We start from the raw sequence: 17,226 nt of genomic DNA, 5'->3' as shown, positions 1-17,226 counted from the left end.
GCCGGGTGGCACTTCCGGTCCATGCCGCCGCGCTGGAGTGTCGCACTTCACTGTATTCATGGCGACGCTGCGCTGTGTTCACGGCGACGCTGCGCGTCGCGGCTCGGGGGCTCTTGCCCGGCGTCTTCCCTCGTCACTCCGTCGCTTCGCTCCTGCGTTCCTCAGTCCAGACACCGGCGCCCCCTCGCTGTGTTCATTGCGACGCTGGCGCGTCGCGGCTCGGGGGCTCTTGCCCGGTGCCTTCCCTCGTCACTCCGTCGCTTCGCTCCTAAGCTCCTCGGTCCAGACACCGGCGCCCCCTCACGGGATTCACGGCGACGCTGCGCGTCGCGGCTCGGGGGCTCTTGGTCCGGTGCCTTCCCTCGTCGTTCGCTCGCTCACTCCTCGGTCCAGACACCGGCGCCCCCTCGCGGGGCTCAGATGCCGGCGGCCTCCTCCACGACCCGGGCCCAGTGCTCCAGCATGCCCTGCGCCGTGTCGACGTCGTTGCCCTCGGCCCACAGGTGGGTGACGGCCTCGGCCGGATCGGGCAGCACCAGCGCCCAGGCTCCGTCGTCGGCGACGATCCGCACCCCGTCGGTGGTGTCGATGCGGTGGTGCTGGGCGGCCTCGATGACCGAGCGCATCACCACGCCCTTGGCGGCCCACGGCGTCGGCACCGTACGGCGCAGCAGCTTGGCCTCGGGGATCCTGGCGTCGATCTGGCTGAGCGACAGGCGGGTCCTGGCGACCAGACCGAGCAGACGCAGGAACGCGGCCAGGCCGTCCACGGTGGGGCCGAACTCCGGCACGACGAAGCCGCCCCGCCCGTCCGCCGCGAAGATCATCTCCTGGTTCCGGACGGCGCTCGTGAGCGCGTCGACCGCGGTGGCGGTCCACTCGACCTGTACGCCGTGGAAGCGGCAGACCTGCTCGGCCACCCGGGTGGTGGTGACCGGCAGCGCCACCCGGCCGGCGCACCGCTCGGCCGCCACCAGGTCCAGGACCACCAGCAGGGCGCGCTCCTCGCTGATCAGGTGGCCCAGCTCGTCCACCAGTGCGATCCGCTCCCCCACCGGGTCGAACCGCACCCCGAAGGCGGCCCGGGAGGAGCTGACGAGCTCCGACAGCCGCTGCAGGTCGCGGCGGCGCTCGGCGAGGGTCTCGGTGGGAGAGGCATCGTCCAGCCGGTTGTTGACGGTCAGCACCTCCACCCCGACCCGGCCGAGGAGGCTCGGCAGCACCAGCGCGGAGGTGCCGCCCGCGCAGTCCACGACGATCTTCATGTCGGCGTCGCGGACTCCCCGCATGTCCACGTGGCGCAGCAGCTCGTGGGTGTAGTCCTCGACCGTCCGGGGCGGGAAGCGCAGTTCGGCGATCTCTCCGGGGAAGGCCCGCCGGAACTCCTGGCGGGCGAAGACCCGGTCGAGCTTGCGCTGGGCCGCCTGCGACAGGTCGGCGCCGTGCTCGTCCATGAAGACGATGTCCACGCTCTGCGGGTCGCCGGGGGTGGTGCGCAGCGCGATGCCGCCGACCGCGTTCTCCCGGGCGGTGTGGAAGCGCGACACCGGCAGTGGGGTGGCCTCCAGGTCCAGCACGTTGATGGCGCTGGCGTTCAGCGCGCTGATCACCGCCCGCTTCAGCGCCCGCGCGGCGCGGGAGGAGTCGCGGGAGGTGACGACGGAGGCGCCCTTGCTGAGCGTGGTGGCGTAGGCGCTGGCCAGCCGTACGCACAGCTCGGGGGTGATCTCTACGTTGACCAGCCCGGAGACGCCGCGCGGACCGAAGAGGTCGCGCTGGCCGCGCGGCTCCCAGATGACGCTGGTGTTGACCACCGCGCCGGCCTCGATGGTCTTGAAGGGGTAGACCTTGACGCCGGAGGAGAGGTAGGCGCCGGCCTCGATGATGCACTCGTCGCCGACGACGGCGCCCTCCTCGATCCGGACGCCGGTCATCAGGTCGGTGTTCTTGCCGACGACGCAGCCGCGCATGTGGGTGCCGGGCCCGACGTAGACGTTGTCGCAGACCACCGCCCGGTGCAGGAAGGCGCCCTCGCGGACCACGGCGTTGCTGCCCAGCACGGTGTACTCGCGCAGTTCGGCCCCGGGTTCGACCTTGGCGTAGTCGCCGATGAACAGCGGGCCCTTGAGCACGGCGTCGGGGTCCACCGAGGCGCCCTCGGCCACCCAGACGCCGGGTGAGACCTCGAAGGCGTCGATGTCGAGCTTCACCCGGCCCGACAGGGCGTCGGCCTGGGCTTTGAGGTAGCTCTCGTGGGTGCCGACGTCCTCCCAGTAGCCGTCGGCGACGTAGCCGTACAGCGGGGCGCCGCGGGCCAGCAGCCGTGGGAAGACGTCCGCCGACCAGTCGACCGGCACGCCGGGGGCGATCTCGTCGAGGATCTCCGGCTCCATCACGTAGACGCCGGTGTTGACGGTGTCGGAGAAGACCTGGCCCCATGTGGGCTTCTCCAGGAACCGCTCGACCCGGCCGTGCTCGTCGACGATGACGATGCCGAACTCCAGGGGGTTGGGCACCCGTTTGAGGCCGATGGTGACCATGGCGCCGTTCTCGCGGTGGAAGTGCACCATGTCGGTCAGGTCGATGTCGGTGAGGGCGTCGCCGGAGATGACGAGGAACGGCTCGTCGCGGAGCTTGTCGGCGGCGTTCTTGACGCTGCCGGCGGTCCCGAGGGGCGTCTCCTCGGTGGCGTAGTGCAGGCTCATGCCGAGCTCGTCGCCGTCGCCGAAGTAGTTGCGCACCAGGACGGCCAGGAACTGCACGGTGACGACGGTCTCGGTGAACCCGTGCCGCCGCAGCAGCCGCAGCACGTGTTCCATGATCGGCCGGTTGATCACAGGGAGCAGGGGCTTGGGCTGGTTGGCGGTCATCGGCCGGAGCCGTGTCCCCTCCCCGCCCGCCATCACGACGGCCTTCATGAATCACCTCTTAAGGCGTTTTAAGGCGTTTGGCTCCTTTGACGAGCTGCCGCACCTGTACCCAATACAGCACTCCCGACCACCAGTACAGGCCCGTTCCCCAGATGGCCAGCGACCAGCCGACGATCCGGGCCGGATCGGCGTACCAGGAGTCGTGGTGGGCCAGGAACAGCAGGGGGAAGGCGTAGAGCAGGTTGGCGGTGGCGGCCTTGCCGAGGAAGTGCACCGGCAGCGCGGGGCCGTACCCGAGGCGGCGCAGGATGGGCGGGATGCCCAGCATCATGACGTCGCGCAGCGGGATCGCCAGCGCCAGCCACCAGGGGATGATGTCGCGCAGGGCCAGGCCGAGCAGGGTCGCCAGGATGTAGAGGCGGTCGGCCAGCGGATCCAGCAGGCGGCCGAGTCTGCTGGTCTGGTTCCACGCGCGGGCGATCTTGCCGTCCAGCCAGTCGGAGAAGCCGGCCAGCATCAGCAGCCCGACGGCCCAGCCGTCGGCCTTGGGGCCCAGCACCAGCCACAGAAAGACCGGCACACCCAGGAGCCTGGCCAGGCTGAGCGCGTTGGGGACCGTCCAGATACGGTCCTCGGTTTCCGATGCTTCCGGATTCACCGGTATGTCTCCCCTCCCGTACTTGATGCCGACCCTACCTGTGCGGGGCATGCGCGAACCGTATCCCTGTTACGGGTACGGCCCGCGGCCTCCCCCCTCCCTTCCGGCGGCGTCCCCGCCCGGCCCGCCCCGTACGGCGCCCGGTCCGACCGGGTCGCGCCGGTCCGGACGGCCCGGCCCCGGGAACGCCGAAACGCCGTGGTCCCGGGGGGACCACGGCGGCGCGGGGGTCTTCCGCACGCCCGCCGGGGACGGCGCGCGACGCGGACTCGGTCAGCGGCGGACCGGCCAGAAGCGGACCGGTCAGGAGAGGGGCCGTCAGGAGCGGCGCACCGCCGCGCGGGACGACCAGGCCCAGATCAGCACGGCCACGGCCAGGCCGAACAGCGCCAGCCCGCTGGGCACGTGCGTGCCGAGCATCTCCCAGCTGAAGTGCTGGCCCAGGCCGATCAGCAGCAGGCCCAGGCTGGCCAGCGCGGGCCAGCCGGCGCCCCGGCCGGGCCGCCAGACCAGCACGGCGGCGACGACCTGCAGCAGCGCGATCAGGTGCACCACCATCCCGGCCATGACGTGCGTCTCGGCCAGTGCCTCCCCTCCGCGTACGGCCTGGCCGGCGAACGAGGCCGCGACGATCAGGCCGGCCGCCTGGGCGGTGACCAGGACGCGCAGGCCGTACAACAGGCCGGCGGGGACGGGACGGCCGTCCGCCGTCGGCCGGGTGATGACCTCCTGCATGAGAGGTGTCCTTCCTCGGATGAACGATTCGGGACACATCGTGGCGGAGCAGGGGCCGCCGCGTCGTCACCCCCGGGGCGGATGCGCCGATCCGCCCCGGGGCGGATACCCGACCGGACGGAAGCCGGCGTCGACCAGCCCGATCCGGTGCGCGACCACCGCGGCCTGGGTGCGGTTGCGCACGCCCAGCTTGTCCATGGCGGTGGAGACGTGGCTCTTGACCGTGGTGACGCCCACGTGCAGCGCGTCGGCGATCTCGGCGTTGGACAGGCCCGCCCCGACCAGCGCCAGCACCTCCAGCTCCCGGTCGGTCAGCCCGGCCGGGACGTGCGCGGCGGCCTGCTCCTCGGCGGCCAGCGCCCGCTCCACGACGCGGCGCAGCACCGAGGGGGCGAGCAGCGGCTCGCCGGTGGCCGCCCGGCGCACCGCGTCGACCATCCGGCCGGGCTCGTCGTCCTTGACCAGGAAGCCGATCGCCCCGGCGCGCAGCGCGGCGTAGACGTTCTCGTCCTCGGCGAACGTGGTGAGGATCACGATCCGCGCCGCGGGCCAGGCCGCCAGGACGCGCCGGGTGGCCTCCAGGCCGTCCATCCGGGGCATGCGCAGGTCCATCAGCGTCACGTCGGGGCGCAGCCCCTCGGCCAGCCGTACGGCCTGCGCGCCGTCCACCGCCTCCCCGCAGACCTCCATGTCACCGGCCGCCTCCAGCAGCATCCGCACGCCGGCGCGCACGAGCGCCTGGTCGTCGGCGACGACCACCCTGATCACGTTGCCTCCTCCGGGACCGTCCGGTCCTCATGGCACACCCTGTTCCAGCCCGTCCATCCCGGCCGGCCGGTCCGTCCCTCCAGAGCCGCCGGGTCCGCGGGGTCGGCGGGGAGCGTCACCGCCAGACGCCATCCTCCCGCCCCGTCGGGGCCGGCGGACAGCCGCCCGCCCAGCGCCCTGGCCCGCTCGCGCATCCCCGCGACGCCCTGCCCGGCGCCGGGCAGGGCGTCGCGGAGCCCCCGGGCCCCGGACTCCGGGGGCTCCGGAGCGCCCGGATGCGCCGGGGGGCGCGGGGGCGCGCCGTCGGAGGAGGCCGTGAGAGCGCCGTCGCGGGAGATTGTGAGAGCACCGTCGCGGGGGTCCGGGGGCGCGCCGTTGACCACGTCCACCGCGAGCCCGTCGCCGGTCACGGCGAGCTCGACGGCGACGGAGGTGCCGGGGCCGGCGTGCTTGAGGACGTTGGTCAGCCCCTCCTGGACGATCCGGGCCGCCGAGGCCCGGCTCACCAGGGGCAGCCGCCCCACCTCGGGGTCGAGGCGCAGCTCCGCCCGCAGCCCGGCCGCGTTCATCCGCTCCACCGCCTCGCGCACGACGTCCTCGGGGTCGAGCAGCGGCGGGTGGCCGAGGTCCGGGTCGCGCACCACGCTGAGCAGGCCGCGCAGGTCCTCCAATACCTGGTGGCCGGTGGCGCGGATGTCGGCCAGCGCTTCGGCCACCGGGCCCGACGGCGCGACGTACTGGGCGGCTCCGGCCCGCAGCACCATGGCCCCGACGTGGTGGGCCACGATGTCGTGGACGTCGCGGGCGATGCGCTCGCGCTCGGCCAGCAGGTCGGCCCGGGCCCGTTCGGCGGTGAGCAGCCTGGCCTCCTCGGCCATCGCCAGCCGTAGCTCGGTCGTGGCCCGGCGGATGCCGACGTAGCGGCCGATGGCGACCGGCGCGGCGACCATCGCCAGCAGCGCGATCACCCTGGGCGGGGTGATCCGGGACAGTTCGTCGCCCACGAAGCTCAGCGCCGTGACGATGGAGGCGGTCACGTAGGCGACGCCCGTCCACGACCAGGAGGCCCGCATCGCGAACACGCCCAGCGTGACGAGGAACAGGCCCTGCATCGGTCCGACGGCGAAGCCGGCGGTGCGGTCGGCCATCAGCACCAGCAGCGCCTGTACGGCGAAGGCCGTGCCGGGCAGGGTGCGCGCCAGCCCGGCGGTGAGGCCGCAGCAGATGGTGAACCAGCCCGCCCCCCACACCGGCAGCGGCCCGTCGTGCCACTTGGTCCAGGTGTCGAGCACCATGAAGGCCACCCCACCGCCCGCGAGCAGCAGGTCGAGGCCGGGACGCCGCTCCACCAGCGCCATCGGCTCGATGGGGTGGCGCAGGTAGCGGCCGACCGCCACCGGGATGACGCCCGCCACGGCCGGGACGTACCAGGAGGCGGTGGTGAGGGCGATCCCGGGGTCGGCCACGTTGACCGCGGTGGCGGCCGCCGTCAGGACCGCGGCGGCCGCGGCGCGGCGCCGGCCGCCGCGGTGGGCGGCCACGCCCGCCGCGACGGACAGCAGGATCTGCGCGGTGTTGGCGGTGTAGGCGCCGACCTGGTCGCACACGACGAGGACGGCCGCCAGGAGGGCGCAGACCGTCAGGGGGAACCGCCGGACGAACCCCATGGGCGCCCCGGCCAGCAGGGCGAACCCCCAGGTGATCAGTGCCGGGACGGTTCCGCCGGAATACGTGCCGCCCGAGATGAGCCGGTCCAGGGCGACCGCCGCGGCGGCCAGGCAGACGTCCACGGCCCAGCCGCGGCGCCCCACGCCCGGCGCCGGGCCGCGGGACGGCGGGGCCGCGGACGGGTCACGGAATCTCATGTGGCACGCCACGCAGTCGCATACACAGCACGGTATAGGCCCCAAGGAGGGGAGGTCCCTCCTCCGGAAGGACGGCCGCCTCCTCCAAGTGGCCGCCGGGTCCGGCCGCCCGATGGGGCGCTTTCCCAGCTCACAACACCTATGGTGCACTGCATGAGCAGTGACGCCGCACTCTTCCTCAGGCAGTGGATGCGCTCCCCGGCGACCGTCGGGGCGGTGGCCCCCAGCTCGCGCCGGCTCGCCGAGGCGGTGACCGCGCCGATCCCCCGCCGGGGCGACCCGGTGGTGGTGGAGCTCGGCGCGGGCACGGGCGTGTTCACAGCGGAGATCCAGCGGCAGCTCGGCGGCCGGGGGCACCACCTGGCCGTGGAGATCAACCCCCGGATGGCCGGGCTCCTCGCCGCCCGGCATCCCCGGGTGGACGTCGTCGCCGCCGACGCGGCGCGGCTGCCCTTCCTGCTGCGGGAGCGCGGGCTGACCGGCGCCGACGTGGTGGTGAGCGGCCTGCCGTGGGCGGCGTTCCCCGACGATGTCCAGGTGGGGCTGCTGGACGCGGTCCGCGCGGTCATGGGGCCCGACGCGGCCTTCACCACCTTCGCCTACGGCTTCGCCCGCCACCTGCCGCCCGCCCGGCGCTTCCGGCGGCGCCTGTCGAACGCCTTCGAGGAGGTCGTGACGGGCCGGACCGTGTGGGGCAACCTGCCGCCGGCCTTCGTCTACCACGCGCGCCGGCCGCGCCCCGCCGCCGAGGCGGGCCGTCCCGGCTGAGTCCGCACGGCGGCGCGCGGCCCGGAGGGCGGGCGGCGGGCACGGGCTCCGAGGCGGCGGAGACGGGCGGCGGGGGCGTGACACTGGATCGGGAACAGAACCTCGTTCTAAGATCGCGCGACCGGAATGGAGTTGATCGCCCGTGGACTTCACCCTTCCCGAGAGCGCGCTCGCCGTCCAGCGCGGCGTCACCGACGTCTGCGCCCGCTACGACCTCGGCTACTGGCAGCGCTGCGAGTCCGAGAAACGCTGGCCGCAGGAGGTCTGGGACGACCTGGCCCGGGGCGGCTGGCTCGGCCTGGCCGTACCGGAGGAGTACGGCGGGGGCGGCCAGGGCCTGCTGGAGCTGGCCGTGGCCACCGAGGCCCTGTCGGCGTCCGGCGCGGCCGGCGGCTCGGCGTTCACCTACGTCCTCACCCCCGGGTTCGGCGCCCTCACCCTGGCCCGGCACGGCAGCCCCCGGCAGCGCGAGGAGCTGCTGCCGAAACTGGCCACCGGCGAGGTGGAGACCTGCTTCGCCCTCACCGAGCCCGACGCCGGGTCCGACTCCCTGAGCATCTCCACCTTCGCCCGCCGCGACGGCGACGAGTTCGTGGTCGACGGCCGGAAGGTCTGGATCACCGGCGTGCAGCGCGCGACCTGGATGCTCCTGGTCACCCGGACCGTCCCGGCCGCCGAGGCGAAGCCGCGCAGCCACGGCCTGACGGTCCTGCTGGTGAACGTGCCCGAGGCGGTCGCCGCCGGATCGCTGTCCTACCGGCCGATCCCGAAGATGGGCGCCAACACCACCCCCTCCAACACGGTCTTCGTCGACGGCCTGCGGGTGCCCGCGGCGAACGTGGTGGGCGAGGTCGACCAGGGGTCGCGGGTGCTGTGGGACATCCTCAACCCCGAGCGGATCCTGCTCGCCGCCGGCGGGCTGGGCGCCGCCGAGGTCGCCCTGTCGGTGGCGGTGCGCTACGCCGGGGAGCGGGAGGTCTTCGGCCGGCCGATCGGCGCCAACCAGGCCGTCGCCTTCCCCCTCGCCCAGGTCAAGGCGAAGATCGAGCTGGCCAGGCTGATGGTCCACAAGGCCGCCTGGCTGTTCGACGCCGGGCTGCCCTGCGGGACCGAGGCCGGCATCGCCAAGCTGGCCGCCTCCCAGGCCGCGTGGGAGGCCGCCGATCGGGCCTTCCAGACGCTGGGCGGCATGGCCTACTCGCTGGAGTACCCGGTGGCGCGGCTGCTGGCCGACGCCCGCATCGGCAAGGTCGCCCCGGTCACCGAGGAGCTCCTGCTCAACCACCTGGCCACCCGGGTGCTGGGACTGCCCAGGAGTTTCTGACCCGGTTGCGGAGCCGTCCCGGGGGGCAGACTCCCCTCGGGCCCGGCGATCACCGCCGGGCCCGACGACGGCGAAGAGCGTGAGACCAGCGACGAGGGGAAGCAGCCGATGCCCGCCTACGCCAGCACCGTGATCGACGCCTCCGCGGACGAGGTGTGGAGCTACCTGAGGGATTTCGGGAACCTCGCCGAGTGGCTGCCCGGGATCTCCTCCTGCGTGTTCGAGGAGGGCGAGGGCGGTCCGGGCACGGTGCGCCGGATCGAGGGCGCGGGCGGGCTCTTCCGGGAGCGGCTGCTCACCCTCGACGACGACTCCCGCTCGGCGACCTACGAGATCCTGGAGAGCCCCCTGCCGGTCCGGGAGTACCGGGCGGTCTACCGGGTCCACCCCGTCACCGACACCGGCCGGGCGTTCGTGGAGTGGTCGGCGGCCTTCGAGACGGACGGCGGGGCGGACGAGGCCAAGGTGACCAGGAACATGGTCCGGTACATCTTCGCGCCCGGCCTGGCGGCCCTGGGCGAGCGGCACGCCGGGCACCGCCCCGCGGCGGGCGCCGAACCGGTCGGCTGACACCGGCCTCCGGGTGTCCCGGACGGGCGGCCCCGGACCGGTTCGGCGGGGCCGCCCGGCCCGTCAGGTGAACTCCGGCGGGCGGCGCTCCCGTACGGCCCGCACCCCCTCGGCCACGTCCGGGCCGGTGAAGCCGAGGAACTCCATGGCAAGGGAGGCGTCGAAGGAGGGGCCGGCCAGGCGCAGCCAGTTGTTGAGCGCGTACTTCGTCAGCCGGATCGCCTCGGCCGAGCCCGCGGCCAGCCGTACGGCGATCTCCAGTGCCCGTTCGTGCACCTGGTCGTCGTCCACGCACAGGCTGACCAGCCCCATCGCCTCGGCCTGCTCCCCGGTGACCGGCTCGCACAGCAGCAGGTGGTACTTGGCCTTGGCCAGCCCGCACAGCAGCGGCCAGACGATGGCGGCGTGGTCGCCGGCGGCCACGCCGAGGCGGGTGTGGCCGTCGATGACGCGCGCCGTACGGCCCGCCACCGAGACGTCGGCCAGCAGCGCGACCGCCAGACCCGCGCCCACGGCCGGGCCCTGGACGGCCGAGACGATCGGCTTGGAACAGTTGATCACGTTGTAGACGATGTCGCGGGCCTCGGTGAAGACGCGCATGCGCGTGGCGTGGTCACGGGTCATCTCCTCGATCATCGCGAGGTCGCCGCCGGCGGAGAACGCCTCGCCCTCGCCCCGGACGAGCACCGCGCGCACGGCGTCGTCGCGGTCGGCGTCGAGCCAGACGCCGGCCAGCTCGCGGTGGCCGACGGTGTCCACGGCGTTGAGCCTGCGCGGCTCGCTGATCGTCACCCGGAGCACCCCGTCGGCCGCCCAGTCGATCCTCAGCTTCTCGTAGTCCTCGTATCCCCTCATCGCCGGGCCTCCTGCGGCAGCGCGGCGGCGCCGGGCAGGTCCCGCGCCCCGGGACGGGCTTCGGACCGTGGTCCGGACCGCGCCGCGGCCTCGACCAGCGCCGCGACGAGCCGGTCGTCGTCGCCGCGCTCGGGGTGCCACTGGACCCCGACGCCGAAGGGGTGGTCCCGCAGCTCGACGCCCTCGACGATCTGGTCGTCGGCCCAGGCCACGGGGGTCAGGCCGGCGCCGAGCCGCCGGATCGCCTGCCGGTGCGGCGCGGTCGCCTCGACGCGGTCGCCCACCGCCTCGCCCAGCCTGCTCGACACGCTGACCTGGACGACGTGCCCGCCCCCGGTGTGGAGCTCGTGGCTGTCGACCGCGTCGGGAAGCCACGGGATAAGGCTGCCGCCCTGGGCGACGTTCAGCACGTGCATGCCCCGGGCGACGCCCAGCAGCGGCAGGCCGGCCTGGACGGCGGCGCGGGCCAGGGCCAGCTCGAAGCGGTCGCGGTGGGGCTGGGGCTCGCCGAGCCGTTCGTCGCGGGCCGCGCCGTACAGGGTGGGGTCGAGCTCGCCGCCGCCGGCGAGGATCACCCCGGAGAGGTGACGCGCGTGCTCGGCGGCCACGGCCGGGCCGAGCGACGGGAGCAGCACCGGGACGCTGCCCGCCCGCTCCACCGCCCGGGCGTAGGCGGGCGGGGACAGGACGGCTTCGCGGACCCAGTCGCCCCAGCGGGCGGCCTCGAGGTAGGAGGTGATGCCGATCAGAGGTCGGGGCATGGGCTCTCCAGTGGCCGTGCGGGAGGCGGCGCCCTGTTCCCGGACGGCACCTGTCCCGTCTTTCGGCAACATCCCTATCATGCTGCGCGCCATTTCGGTTATGCCACACATATCAGATCTCAACGGCCCGGTACGGCGAACCCGCCGCGGCGGTCCCCTCCTGGGGAATGGAGCGCTCCATCCGCCGGCGGTGTCCCGGTGCGATGGAACGATCCACCTGCCGGAGATGCCCCGGAAAAGGCCCGAGAGCCGACTGGACGGTTCGACACGACATTAAATACGAAATATTACGAATATCCCTCATTTTCCGCACACCTGGCCACCAAGAGGTTATTATCCGCGACGCCCTCGCAATTACGGAAGGCCAGATTTCGCACCATATTCCAGAGAAACGGTTGTGACGCCTATGGGAAACTGCAAGAATTCAATTTGAGCGAACCGGCGGGCCGGGGTCACCGGGCGCTCATCACCCGGAACCGTCATGGAGGTGGTCTGCGTGATCGGACTTTGATCCGGTCGGTGGGGTGAGGTCCGATCACATGTCGTTGAATCCGCGTCTCGTCAAGGAAAGCTTCGCCGTCATCGAGCCCGTCGCGGACCGGGCCGCGGCATACTTCTACGGGCGGCTGTTCGCCGCCAATCCGCACATGCGTGGCATGTTCCCCCCGGCGATGGACGCCCAGCGCGACCGCCTGTTCGGCGCGCTGACCCGCATCGTCTGGAGCATCGACGGCCCCGACGGCATGGCGCCGTTCCTCGGCCGCCTGGGCCGCGACCACCGCAAGTACGGCGTGCTCACCGAGCACTACGCCGTGGTCCGCGACGCGCTGCTGGCCACCGTACGGCACTTCGCCGCCGAGGTCTGGACCCCCGAGGTCGAGCGGGCGTGGGAGGCGGCGTACGCCGTCGCCGCCGACTTCATGATCAAGGCCGCCGAGGCCGACGCGGGCGTCTCCCCCGCCTGGTGGCTGGCCGAGGTCACCGGCCACGAGCTGCGCACCCCGGACGTCGCCGTCCTCACCCTGAGGCCCGCCCAGCCCCTGCCGTACCTGCCGGGACAGCACGTCAGCGTGCAGACCTCCCGCTGGCCGCGCGTGTGGCGGCCCTTCTCCATCGCCAACGCCCCGCGGCCGGACGGCACCGTCCGGCTGCACGTCCGCGCGGTGCGAGGCGGGTGGGTCTCCGGCGCGCTGGTCCGGCACACCCGCGTCGGCGACACCCTCATGCTCGGCCCGGCGTCCGGGTCGATGGCCCCGCCCGCCTCCGGCCGCGACGTCCTGTGCGTCGCGGGAGGCACCGGGCTGGCCCCGCTGAAGGCGATCATCGAGCACGTCATCGCCTCCGGGCGGCGGTCCAGCATCCACCTCCTGTACGGCGCGCGCCGCGCGGCGGAGCTGTACGACCTGCCCGACCTGGTGCGGATGGAGTCGGAGTTCCCCTGGCTGCGGGTGCTGCCGGTCGTCTCCGACGAGCCGGGCCACGACGGGGTGCGGGGCACCGTGAGCGAAGTGCTGGACCGCTTCCCCTCCTGGGCCGGCCACGAGGTCTACGTCTGCGGCCCGCCCGCCATGGTCGGCGACGCGGTCCGGCGGCTGCGGCGCGGGGGCGTCCCCCTGACCGACATCCACCGGGACATCATCGAGTCCTGAGGTCGTCTCCGAAGTCGTCCCCGCCGCTCAGGCCGTCTCCGCCGCCTGGATCTCCTCCACCCGGGCCGTCTCCGCCGCACGGGCCGCCTCCTCCGCCGCGGCGACCGAGGCGGTCGTGACGGAGCGGGAGACCACGGCGACGGCGACGACGCACAGCGCCGCCGCGGCGCAGAACACCGCGGGCAGCCCCGCCCGGTCGGCGAGGAACCCGCCCGCCGCGGCGCCCAGCGGGGTGGCCCCCATCCCGATCAGACGGGCGGTGGCGTTGATGCGGCCGAGCATCGCCCCGGGGACGATCCGCTGCCGCAGCGAGACGATGACGACGTTGGAGACGGCGTTGGTCGCCCCGAGCAGGACCGCGGTGACGGCGATACCGGGCACGGTGGGCAGCAGGACCGGCGCGAACAGCAGGAGCCCGTTGACCAGGTCGGCGACGATCAGCGTCCTGACCTGGCCGGCCCGGCGCGTCAGCCGGTCGGCGACCAGCGAGCCCGCCACCGCGCCCGCCGCCAGCGCCGCGGTGAGCACGCCGTACCCGGCGGAGGTCAGCCCCACCCGGGACTCCTCGCCGACCACCCACAGCACGAACACCGCGAAGTAGGCGGCGTTGGCGAAGTTGAGCACGCCCGAGAAGAGGGCCAGGCTCCGCAGCACCCGGTGACCCCACAGGTAGCGCAGACCCTCGGCGATGTCGGCGCGCAGCGGCCGGGTGGAGGGGGTCTCGACGCGGAACCGCCCGCGCATGCCGAGCAGCGTCAGGGCCGCCGCCGCGTACAGCAGGGCGGGCGTCCCGAGCGTGACCGTCGCGCCGATCCCGACCAGGACCCCGGCGACCGGAGCGCCGAGGAAGTTGTTGCCGACGGTCTGCACCGCGACGAGCCGGCCGTTGGCCTCGCCCAGCCGCTCTCGCGGCACGACCATCGGCAGCACCGACTGCGCGGAGGTGTCGGCGAGGACCTCCGCGACGCCGGTCAGCAGCGCCCCGGCCAGTAGCACCGGCAGGCTCAGCAGTCCCAGCCAGGCGGTCAGCGCCACCCCGGCCAGCGCGGCCGCCCGCAGCGTGTTGGCGGCGACCATGATCCGGCGGCGGTCGTGCCGGTCGGCCAGGGCGCCCGCGTGCAGCGCGAGCAGCAGCCACGGCAGCGTGGCCGCCGCGCTGACCAGGGAGACCAGGACCGGCGAGCGGGTCAGCGTCACCGCGACCAGCGAGACGCCGACGACGGTGATCCCGTCGGCGACGTTCGACAGGCCGGAGGCGGCCACCAGCCGGCGGAAGGGTCGTCCGGTCATGTGCGCTCCCGGTATCGTGGAAAGAGAAGTTTGCAAACGATTCTTTGCAAAGATATGGCTGCACATGACGGATGACAAGACCCGTTCCATCGACGCCGCCGCGCTCAAAGGGCTGGCGCACCCCTCCCGGCTGCGCCTGCTGGAGCTCCTGGAGCAGCGCGGCGAGGCGACCGCGACCCAGCTGGCCGCCCTGACCGGGGAGAACACCGGCGCGACGAGTTACCACCTGCGACAGCTCGAACGGTACGGCTTCATCGAGGACGTCCCGGGACGCGGCAGGGGCAAGGAACGCTGGTGGCGCGCGGGCAGCTTCTCCATGGACGGCGACCGCTTCCGCCGCGACCCCGACACGGCCCAGGCCGCCGAGATGGTGCTCGCCCAGGTGGTCCGCCAGCGCGGGGCCGAGCTCACCCGCTGGCTGGAGGAGTCACGGACCACGCCCCGGGCGTGGATCGAGGCCAGTGTCACCTCCAGCAGCGGCATGCGCCTCACCCGCCAGGAACTCGCCGACCTGGTCGGTGAGGTCTCCGCCGTCCTGGACGCCTACCGGAAGCGGGCCCGGGACCGCCCCGGTGACACGCCGGACACCGCCCAGGTCGTCGTCCACTTCGACGCCCTGCCCTTCGGCGTCGGCGAGGCGGATCCCGACGGGGCGGACGCCGGCCGGACGGGCTCCGGCGGGCCGGACTCCGGGGAGGCTGATCAGCCGGGATGAGCCCCCGGCCACGCGATGTCGTCGACCACCAGGAACGGCTCGCCGGCCACGGCCGCCGGGGTCGCCCCGGTGAACGCCATGACGTCCCGATGCAGGTGGGACTGGTCGGCGTAGCCGGCCTCCGCCGCGACCCCGGCCGTGCTCTCACCCGCGACCAGGCGGTGGGCGGCGTGGTCGAAGCGGACCAGCTTGGCGACGCGCTTGGGCGACAGGCCGATCTGCGACCGGAACCGGGACCACAGGCGCTTGCGGCTCCATCCGGTCTCGGCCGCCAGCCCGTCGATCCGGACCATCCCGCGACCGGCGACGATCCGCTCCCAGGCCCAGGCCACCTCCGGGTCCACGGACGCCTCCGCCGCATGCCGCCGGGCGAGCAGCGTGTCCATCAGCGCGAAGCGGTCCTCCCACGAGGAGACCTCGCCCAGCCGTTCAAGGATCCGCGCCGCCTCCCGCCCCCACAGGTCGTCGAGGTCGATCCTGTCCCTGGACGACGGCGACATCCACGTGCGTCAGGACGGCCCCCGCGACGCTCCCGCTCTCCTGCTCATCCACGGGTCCGCCTCCTCGACCCGCTCGTGGGACCCGATGGTCCCATTGCTGACCGGTTCCTACTGTCCTGAGTCGGGAATTCTGTTCAGATATCCGGCGAGGCGTTCGAGGATCTCGTCGGCGGTCTTGGTCCAGACGTAGGGCCGCGGCTCGGTGTTCCAGGTCGAGATCCAGTCGCGGATGTCCTTCTCCAGGGCCTGGACGGACTTGTGCACGCCGCGACGGATCTGCTTGTTCGTCAGCTCGGCGAACCACCGCTCCACGAGGTTGAGCCAGGACGACCCGGTCGGGGTGAAGTGCAGATGGAACCGCGGGTGGGCGACCAGCCAGGTGCGGATCGCGGGCGTCTTGTGCGTGGCGTAATTGTCGAGCACGAGGTGGATGTCCAGGTCCGCGGGGGTCTGCTTGTCCAAGGTGATCAGGAACTTCTTGAACTCCTCGGCGCGGTGACGGCGGTGCAGGGACCCGATGACCTTGCCGGATGCGATCTCCAGGGCGGCGAACAGGGTCGTGGTGCCGGCCCTGACGTAGTCGTGGGTCACGCGCTGCGGGATTCCGGGCATCATCGGCAGCACGGGCTGGGAGCGGTCCAACGCCTGGATCTGCGACTTCTCGTCCACGCAGAACACCAGCGCCCGCTCGGGCGGATCCAGGTAGAGCCCGACGACGTCGTGGACCTTGTCCACGAAGTACGGGTCGGTGGACAGCTTGAACTCCTCGACCCGGTGGGGTTGCAGGCCGAACGCCCGCCAGACCCGCGAGACCGTCGACTGCGACATGCCGATCTCCTTGGCCATCGACCGGGTCGACCAGTGCGTCGCGTTCTTCGGTGTGCTCTCCAAGGTCTTGGTCACCAGTGCCGCGACCTGCTCGTCGGTCACCGACCGGGGCCCGCCCGAGCGTGGCATGTCACCCAGGCCCGCGATCCGATGCTCGACGAACCGGGCCCGCCACCGCCCGACCGCGTGAGGCATCGACCCGAGCCGCTGCGCGACGTCCTTGTTCGTCGCGCCCGTCGCGCACTCCAGGATGATCCGGCATCGCAACGCCCACGACTGCGGCGTCGACCTGCGCCGCACCCAACCCTCCAGCGCCGCCCGCTCGTCCTCGGACAACACCAGCTCGGCCTTCGGCCGCCCCGTACTCGCCATGACACCAGCATAGAGTTATGAACAGAATTCCTGACTCAGGATGCTAGAGGCGGCGACGCATTTCTACGTTGGGGACGACGACCCCACGGACCGTGTTGTCCGGGCGATGGGCGACCACAGTGAATCCGAGGCGTTCGAACGCAGGCTGAGCACTCCGACTGGCCAAGGTCCGCAGTTCGGTGAGCCCACGGGCACGCGCCTCGCGCATGATGGCAGTGAGCAGGGCGCGTGCAACACCCCTGCCCCCTGATCGTGGATGAACGAACAGCATGTCAACCAAGCCGTCCGGCAGCAGGTCCGTGAACCCCACGACAGTGTCATCAACTTCTGCCACCAGGGTCGACGCTTCTTGCCGCCGCCTGTCCCAATCGCTCAGGTCGGTGCGAGCGGGGCCAGCCCATGCGTCCACCTGGCGCGGTCCGTAAACCAACGAGGCCGTTTGGCGAATCGCGGCTTGGAAGACATCGAAGGTCGCTGTGGCGTCATCTGGGCCTCGGTATGCGCGAATATCACACGTCATGAACCCAGCCTACATATATGGACAGAACTCCTGACTCAGGACACTACCGCGTCATCCGGATCGACCTGCTCGGGCACTCCCCCATCCTGGAGGATCCGCAGCGGACCGCCGCCTCCCTCCTGGCCTTCACCGCGGCCCATGCCGTGCGGGCCGGATGAGGTAGGGGTGGCCGGTGCGT

17 protein-coding genes are annotated in these 17,226 nt (G+C 72.9%); 6 read left to right on the top strand and 11 right to left on the bottom strand.

Translation table 11 applies throughout. From position 1 onward, the window contains the following. Positions 1-416: 416 nt before the first annotated feature. The 5 genes from ACQP10_RS16750 to ACQP10_RS16730 form a co-directional block, all read right to left on the bottom strand. Positions 417-2,918, bottom strand: coding sequence for a sugar phosphate nucleotidyltransferase (locus ACQP10_RS16750; protein ID WP_433541684.1), 2,502 nt, complete (start codon positions 2,916-2,918; stop codon positions 417-419). A 10-nt stretch (positions 2,919-2,928) separates the two neighbouring features. Beyond that, complete coding sequence (locus ACQP10_RS16745) at positions 2,929-3,528, bottom strand: CDP-alcohol phosphatidyltransferase family protein (RefSeq protein WP_179823816.1); 600 nt, start codon at positions 3,526-3,528, stop codon at positions 2,929-2,931. Between the two features lie 318 nt (positions 3,529-3,846). Further along, a complete protein-coding gene (locus ACQP10_RS16740; protein ID WP_346019807.1) occupies positions 3,847-4,263 on the bottom strand; it encodes a hypothetical protein in 417 nt (138 codons plus the stop codon). 66 nt (positions 4,264-4,329) lie between these two features. Beyond that, on the bottom strand, positions 4,330-5,031 hold the full coding sequence (locus ACQP10_RS16735) for a response regulator transcription factor (protein ID WP_346019808.1): 702 nt from the start codon (positions 5,029-5,031) through the stop codon (positions 4,330-4,332). After that, on the bottom strand, positions 5,028-6,896 hold the full coding sequence (locus ACQP10_RS16730; protein ID WP_399500617.1) for a sensor histidine kinase: 1,869 nt from the start codon (positions 6,894-6,896) through the stop codon (positions 5,028-5,030). Before ACQP10_RS16730 ends, ACQP10_RS16735 begins: the two co-directional genes overlap by 4 nt. A 153-nt stretch (positions 6,897-7,049) precedes the next feature. On the opposite strand from ACQP10_RS16730, the gene ACQP10_RS16725 reads away from it, so the two are divergent. The 3 genes from ACQP10_RS16725 to ACQP10_RS16715 all read left to right on the top strand — a co-directional run bounded on the left by ACQP10_RS16725 (position 7,050) and on the right by ACQP10_RS16715 (position 9,558). Next, complete coding sequence (locus ACQP10_RS16725; RefSeq protein ID WP_433541683.1) at positions 7,050-7,664, top strand: class I SAM-dependent methyltransferase; 615 nt, start codon at positions 7,050-7,052, stop codon at positions 7,662-7,664. A gap of 142 nt (positions 7,665-7,806) precedes the next feature. Further along, positions 7,807-8,988 carry an acyl-CoA dehydrogenase family protein gene (locus tag ACQP10_RS16720; RefSeq protein ID WP_433541682.1) on the top strand — a complete coding sequence of 394 codons (1,182 nt, stop codon included), beginning with the start codon at positions 7,807-7,809 and terminating at the stop codon, positions 8,986-8,988. 108 nt (positions 8,989-9,096) lie between these two features. Next, the gene (locus ACQP10_RS16715; RefSeq protein WP_346019811.1) at positions 9,097-9,558 is read left to right on the top strand and encodes an SRPBCC family protein; all 462 of its coding nucleotides are present in this window, start codon (positions 9,097-9,099) and stop codon (positions 9,556-9,558) included. 63 nt (positions 9,559-9,621) lie between these two features. On the opposite strand, the gene ACQP10_RS16710 is transcribed toward ACQP10_RS16715, so the two are convergent. Together ACQP10_RS16710 and ACQP10_RS16705 are read right to left on the bottom strand one after the other, a co-directional pair. After that, a complete protein-coding gene (locus ACQP10_RS16710; RefSeq protein ID WP_179823828.1) occupies positions 9,622-10,413 on the bottom strand; it encodes an enoyl-CoA hydratase/isomerase family protein in 792 nt (263 codons plus the stop codon). Continuing rightward, positions 10,410-11,174, bottom strand: a complete 765-nt coding sequence (locus tag ACQP10_RS16705) for a gamma-glutamyl-gamma-aminobutyrate hydrolase family protein (RefSeq protein ID WP_433541681.1) — start codon at positions 11,172-11,174, stop codon at positions 10,410-10,412. Before ACQP10_RS16705 ends, ACQP10_RS16710 begins: the two co-directional genes overlap by 4 nt. 539 nt (positions 11,175-11,713) lie before the next feature. On the opposite strand from ACQP10_RS16705, the gene ACQP10_RS16700 reads away from it, so the two are divergent. Beyond that, positions 11,714-12,823, top strand: a complete 1,110-nt coding sequence (locus ACQP10_RS16700) for a globin domain-containing protein (protein ID WP_433541680.1) — start codon at positions 11,714-11,716, stop codon at positions 12,821-12,823. Positions 12,824-12,850: 27 nt separating this feature from the next. Here the strand turns inward: ACQP10_RS16700 and ACQP10_RS16695 are convergent, their stop codons facing one another. Then, entirely contained in the window at positions 12,851-14,113 is a 1,263-nt protein-coding gene (locus ACQP10_RS16695; RefSeq protein ID WP_433541679.1) for an MFS transporter, read from the bottom strand. Positions 14,114-14,177: 64 nt separating this feature from the next. On the opposite strand from ACQP10_RS16695, the gene ACQP10_RS16690 reads away from it, so the two are divergent. Beyond that, a complete protein-coding gene (locus ACQP10_RS16690) occupies positions 14,178-14,828 on the top strand; it encodes a winged helix-turn-helix domain-containing protein (RefSeq protein ID WP_346019815.1) in 651 nt (216 codons plus the stop codon). Here ACQP10_RS16690 and ACQP10_RS16685 read toward each other — a convergent pair. The 3 genes from ACQP10_RS16685 to ACQP10_RS16675 all read right to left on the bottom strand — a co-directional run bounded on the left by ACQP10_RS16685 (position 14,816) and on the right by ACQP10_RS16675 (position 17,048). After that, positions 14,816-15,328, bottom strand: coding sequence for a helix-turn-helix domain-containing protein (locus ACQP10_RS16685; RefSeq protein WP_433541678.1), 513 nt, complete (start codon positions 15,326-15,328; stop codon positions 14,816-14,818). The genes ACQP10_RS16690 and ACQP10_RS16685 overlap by 13 nt on opposite strands. A 108-nt stretch (positions 15,329-15,436) precedes the next feature. Beyond that, complete coding sequence (locus ACQP10_RS16680) at positions 15,437-16,528, bottom strand: IS630 family transposase (protein ID WP_433541677.1); 1,092 nt, start codon at positions 16,526-16,528, stop codon at positions 15,437-15,439. A gap of 43 nt (positions 16,529-16,571) precedes the next feature. Next, positions 16,572-17,048, bottom strand: a complete 477-nt coding sequence (locus tag ACQP10_RS16675; protein WP_352356362.1) for a GNAT family N-acetyltransferase — start codon at positions 17,046-17,048, stop codon at positions 16,572-16,574. Positions 17,049-17,065: 17 nt separating this feature from the next. Between ACQP10_RS16675 and ACQP10_RS16670 the strand changes: the two genes are divergently transcribed. Then, positions 17,066-17,206 (top strand): hypothetical protein, encoded by a 141-nt coding sequence (locus ACQP10_RS16670; RefSeq protein ID WP_433541676.1) that lies wholly within the window; start codon positions 17,066-17,068, stop codon positions 17,204-17,206. Positions 17,207-17,226: the final 20 nt, after the last annotated feature.

Origin of the sequence: Streptosporangium sandarakinum (assembly GCF_050942225.1) — a bacterium.
Classification (GTDB): Bacteria; Actinomycetota; Actinomycetes; order Streptosporangiales; family Streptosporangiaceae; genus Streptosporangium; species Streptosporangium nondiastaticum.
This window is presented reverse-complemented; position numbering and strand designations above follow the sequence as displayed.

Bases quoted from the DNA above. Each gene is read 5' to 3' on its own strand.
- ACQP10_RS16750 (WP_433541684.1), bottom strand. From the start codon at position 2,918: ATGAAGGCCGTCGTGATGGCGGGCGGGGAGGGGACACGGCTCCGGCCG.
- ACQP10_RS16740 (WP_346019807.1), bottom strand. From the start codon at position 4,263: ATGCAGGAGGTCATCACCCGGCCGACGGCGGACGGCCGTCCCGTCCCC.
- ACQP10_RS16730 (WP_399500617.1), bottom strand. From the start codon at position 6,896: ATGAGATTCCGTGACCCGTCCGCGGCCCCGCCGTCCCGCGGCCCGGCG.
- ACQP10_RS16725 (WP_433541683.1), top strand. From the start codon at position 7,050: ATGAGCAGTGACGCCGCACTCTTCCTCAGGCAGTGGATGCGCTCCCCG.
- ACQP10_RS16715 (WP_346019811.1), top strand. From the start codon at position 9,097: ATGCCCGCCTACGCCAGCACCGTGATCGACGCCTCCGCGGACGAGGTG.
- ACQP10_RS16710 (WP_179823828.1), bottom strand. From the start codon at position 10,413: ATGAGGGGATACGAGGACTACGAGAAGCTGAGGATCGACTGGGCGGCC.
- ACQP10_RS16705 (WP_433541681.1), bottom strand. From the start codon at position 11,174: ATGCCCCGACCTCTGATCGGCATCACCTCCTACCTCGAGGCCGCCCGC.
- ACQP10_RS16700 (WP_433541680.1), top strand. From the start codon at position 11,714: ATGTCGTTGAATCCGCGTCTCGTCAAGGAAAGCTTCGCCGTCATCGAG.
- ACQP10_RS16695 (WP_433541679.1), bottom strand. From the start codon at position 14,113: ATGACCGGACGACCCTTCCGCCGGCTGGTGGCCGCCTCCGGCCTGTCG.
- ACQP10_RS16690 (WP_346019815.1), top strand. From the start codon at position 14,178: ATGACGGATGACAAGACCCGTTCCATCGACGCCGCCGCGCTCAAAGGG.
- ACQP10_RS16685 (WP_433541678.1), bottom strand. From the start codon at position 15,328: ATGTCGCCGTCGTCCAGGGACAGGATCGACCTCGACGACCTGTGGGGG.
- ACQP10_RS16680 (WP_433541677.1), bottom strand. From the start codon at position 16,528: ATGGCGAGTACGGGGCGGCCGAAGGCCGAGCTGGTGTTGTCCGAGGAC.
- ACQP10_RS16675 (WP_352356362.1), bottom strand. From the start codon at position 17,048: ATGACGTGTGATATTCGCGCATACCGAGGCCCAGATGACGCCACAGCG.
- ACQP10_RS16670 (WP_433541676.1), top strand. From the start codon at position 17,066: ATGGACAGAACTCCTGACTCAGGACACTACCGCGTCATCCGGATCGAC.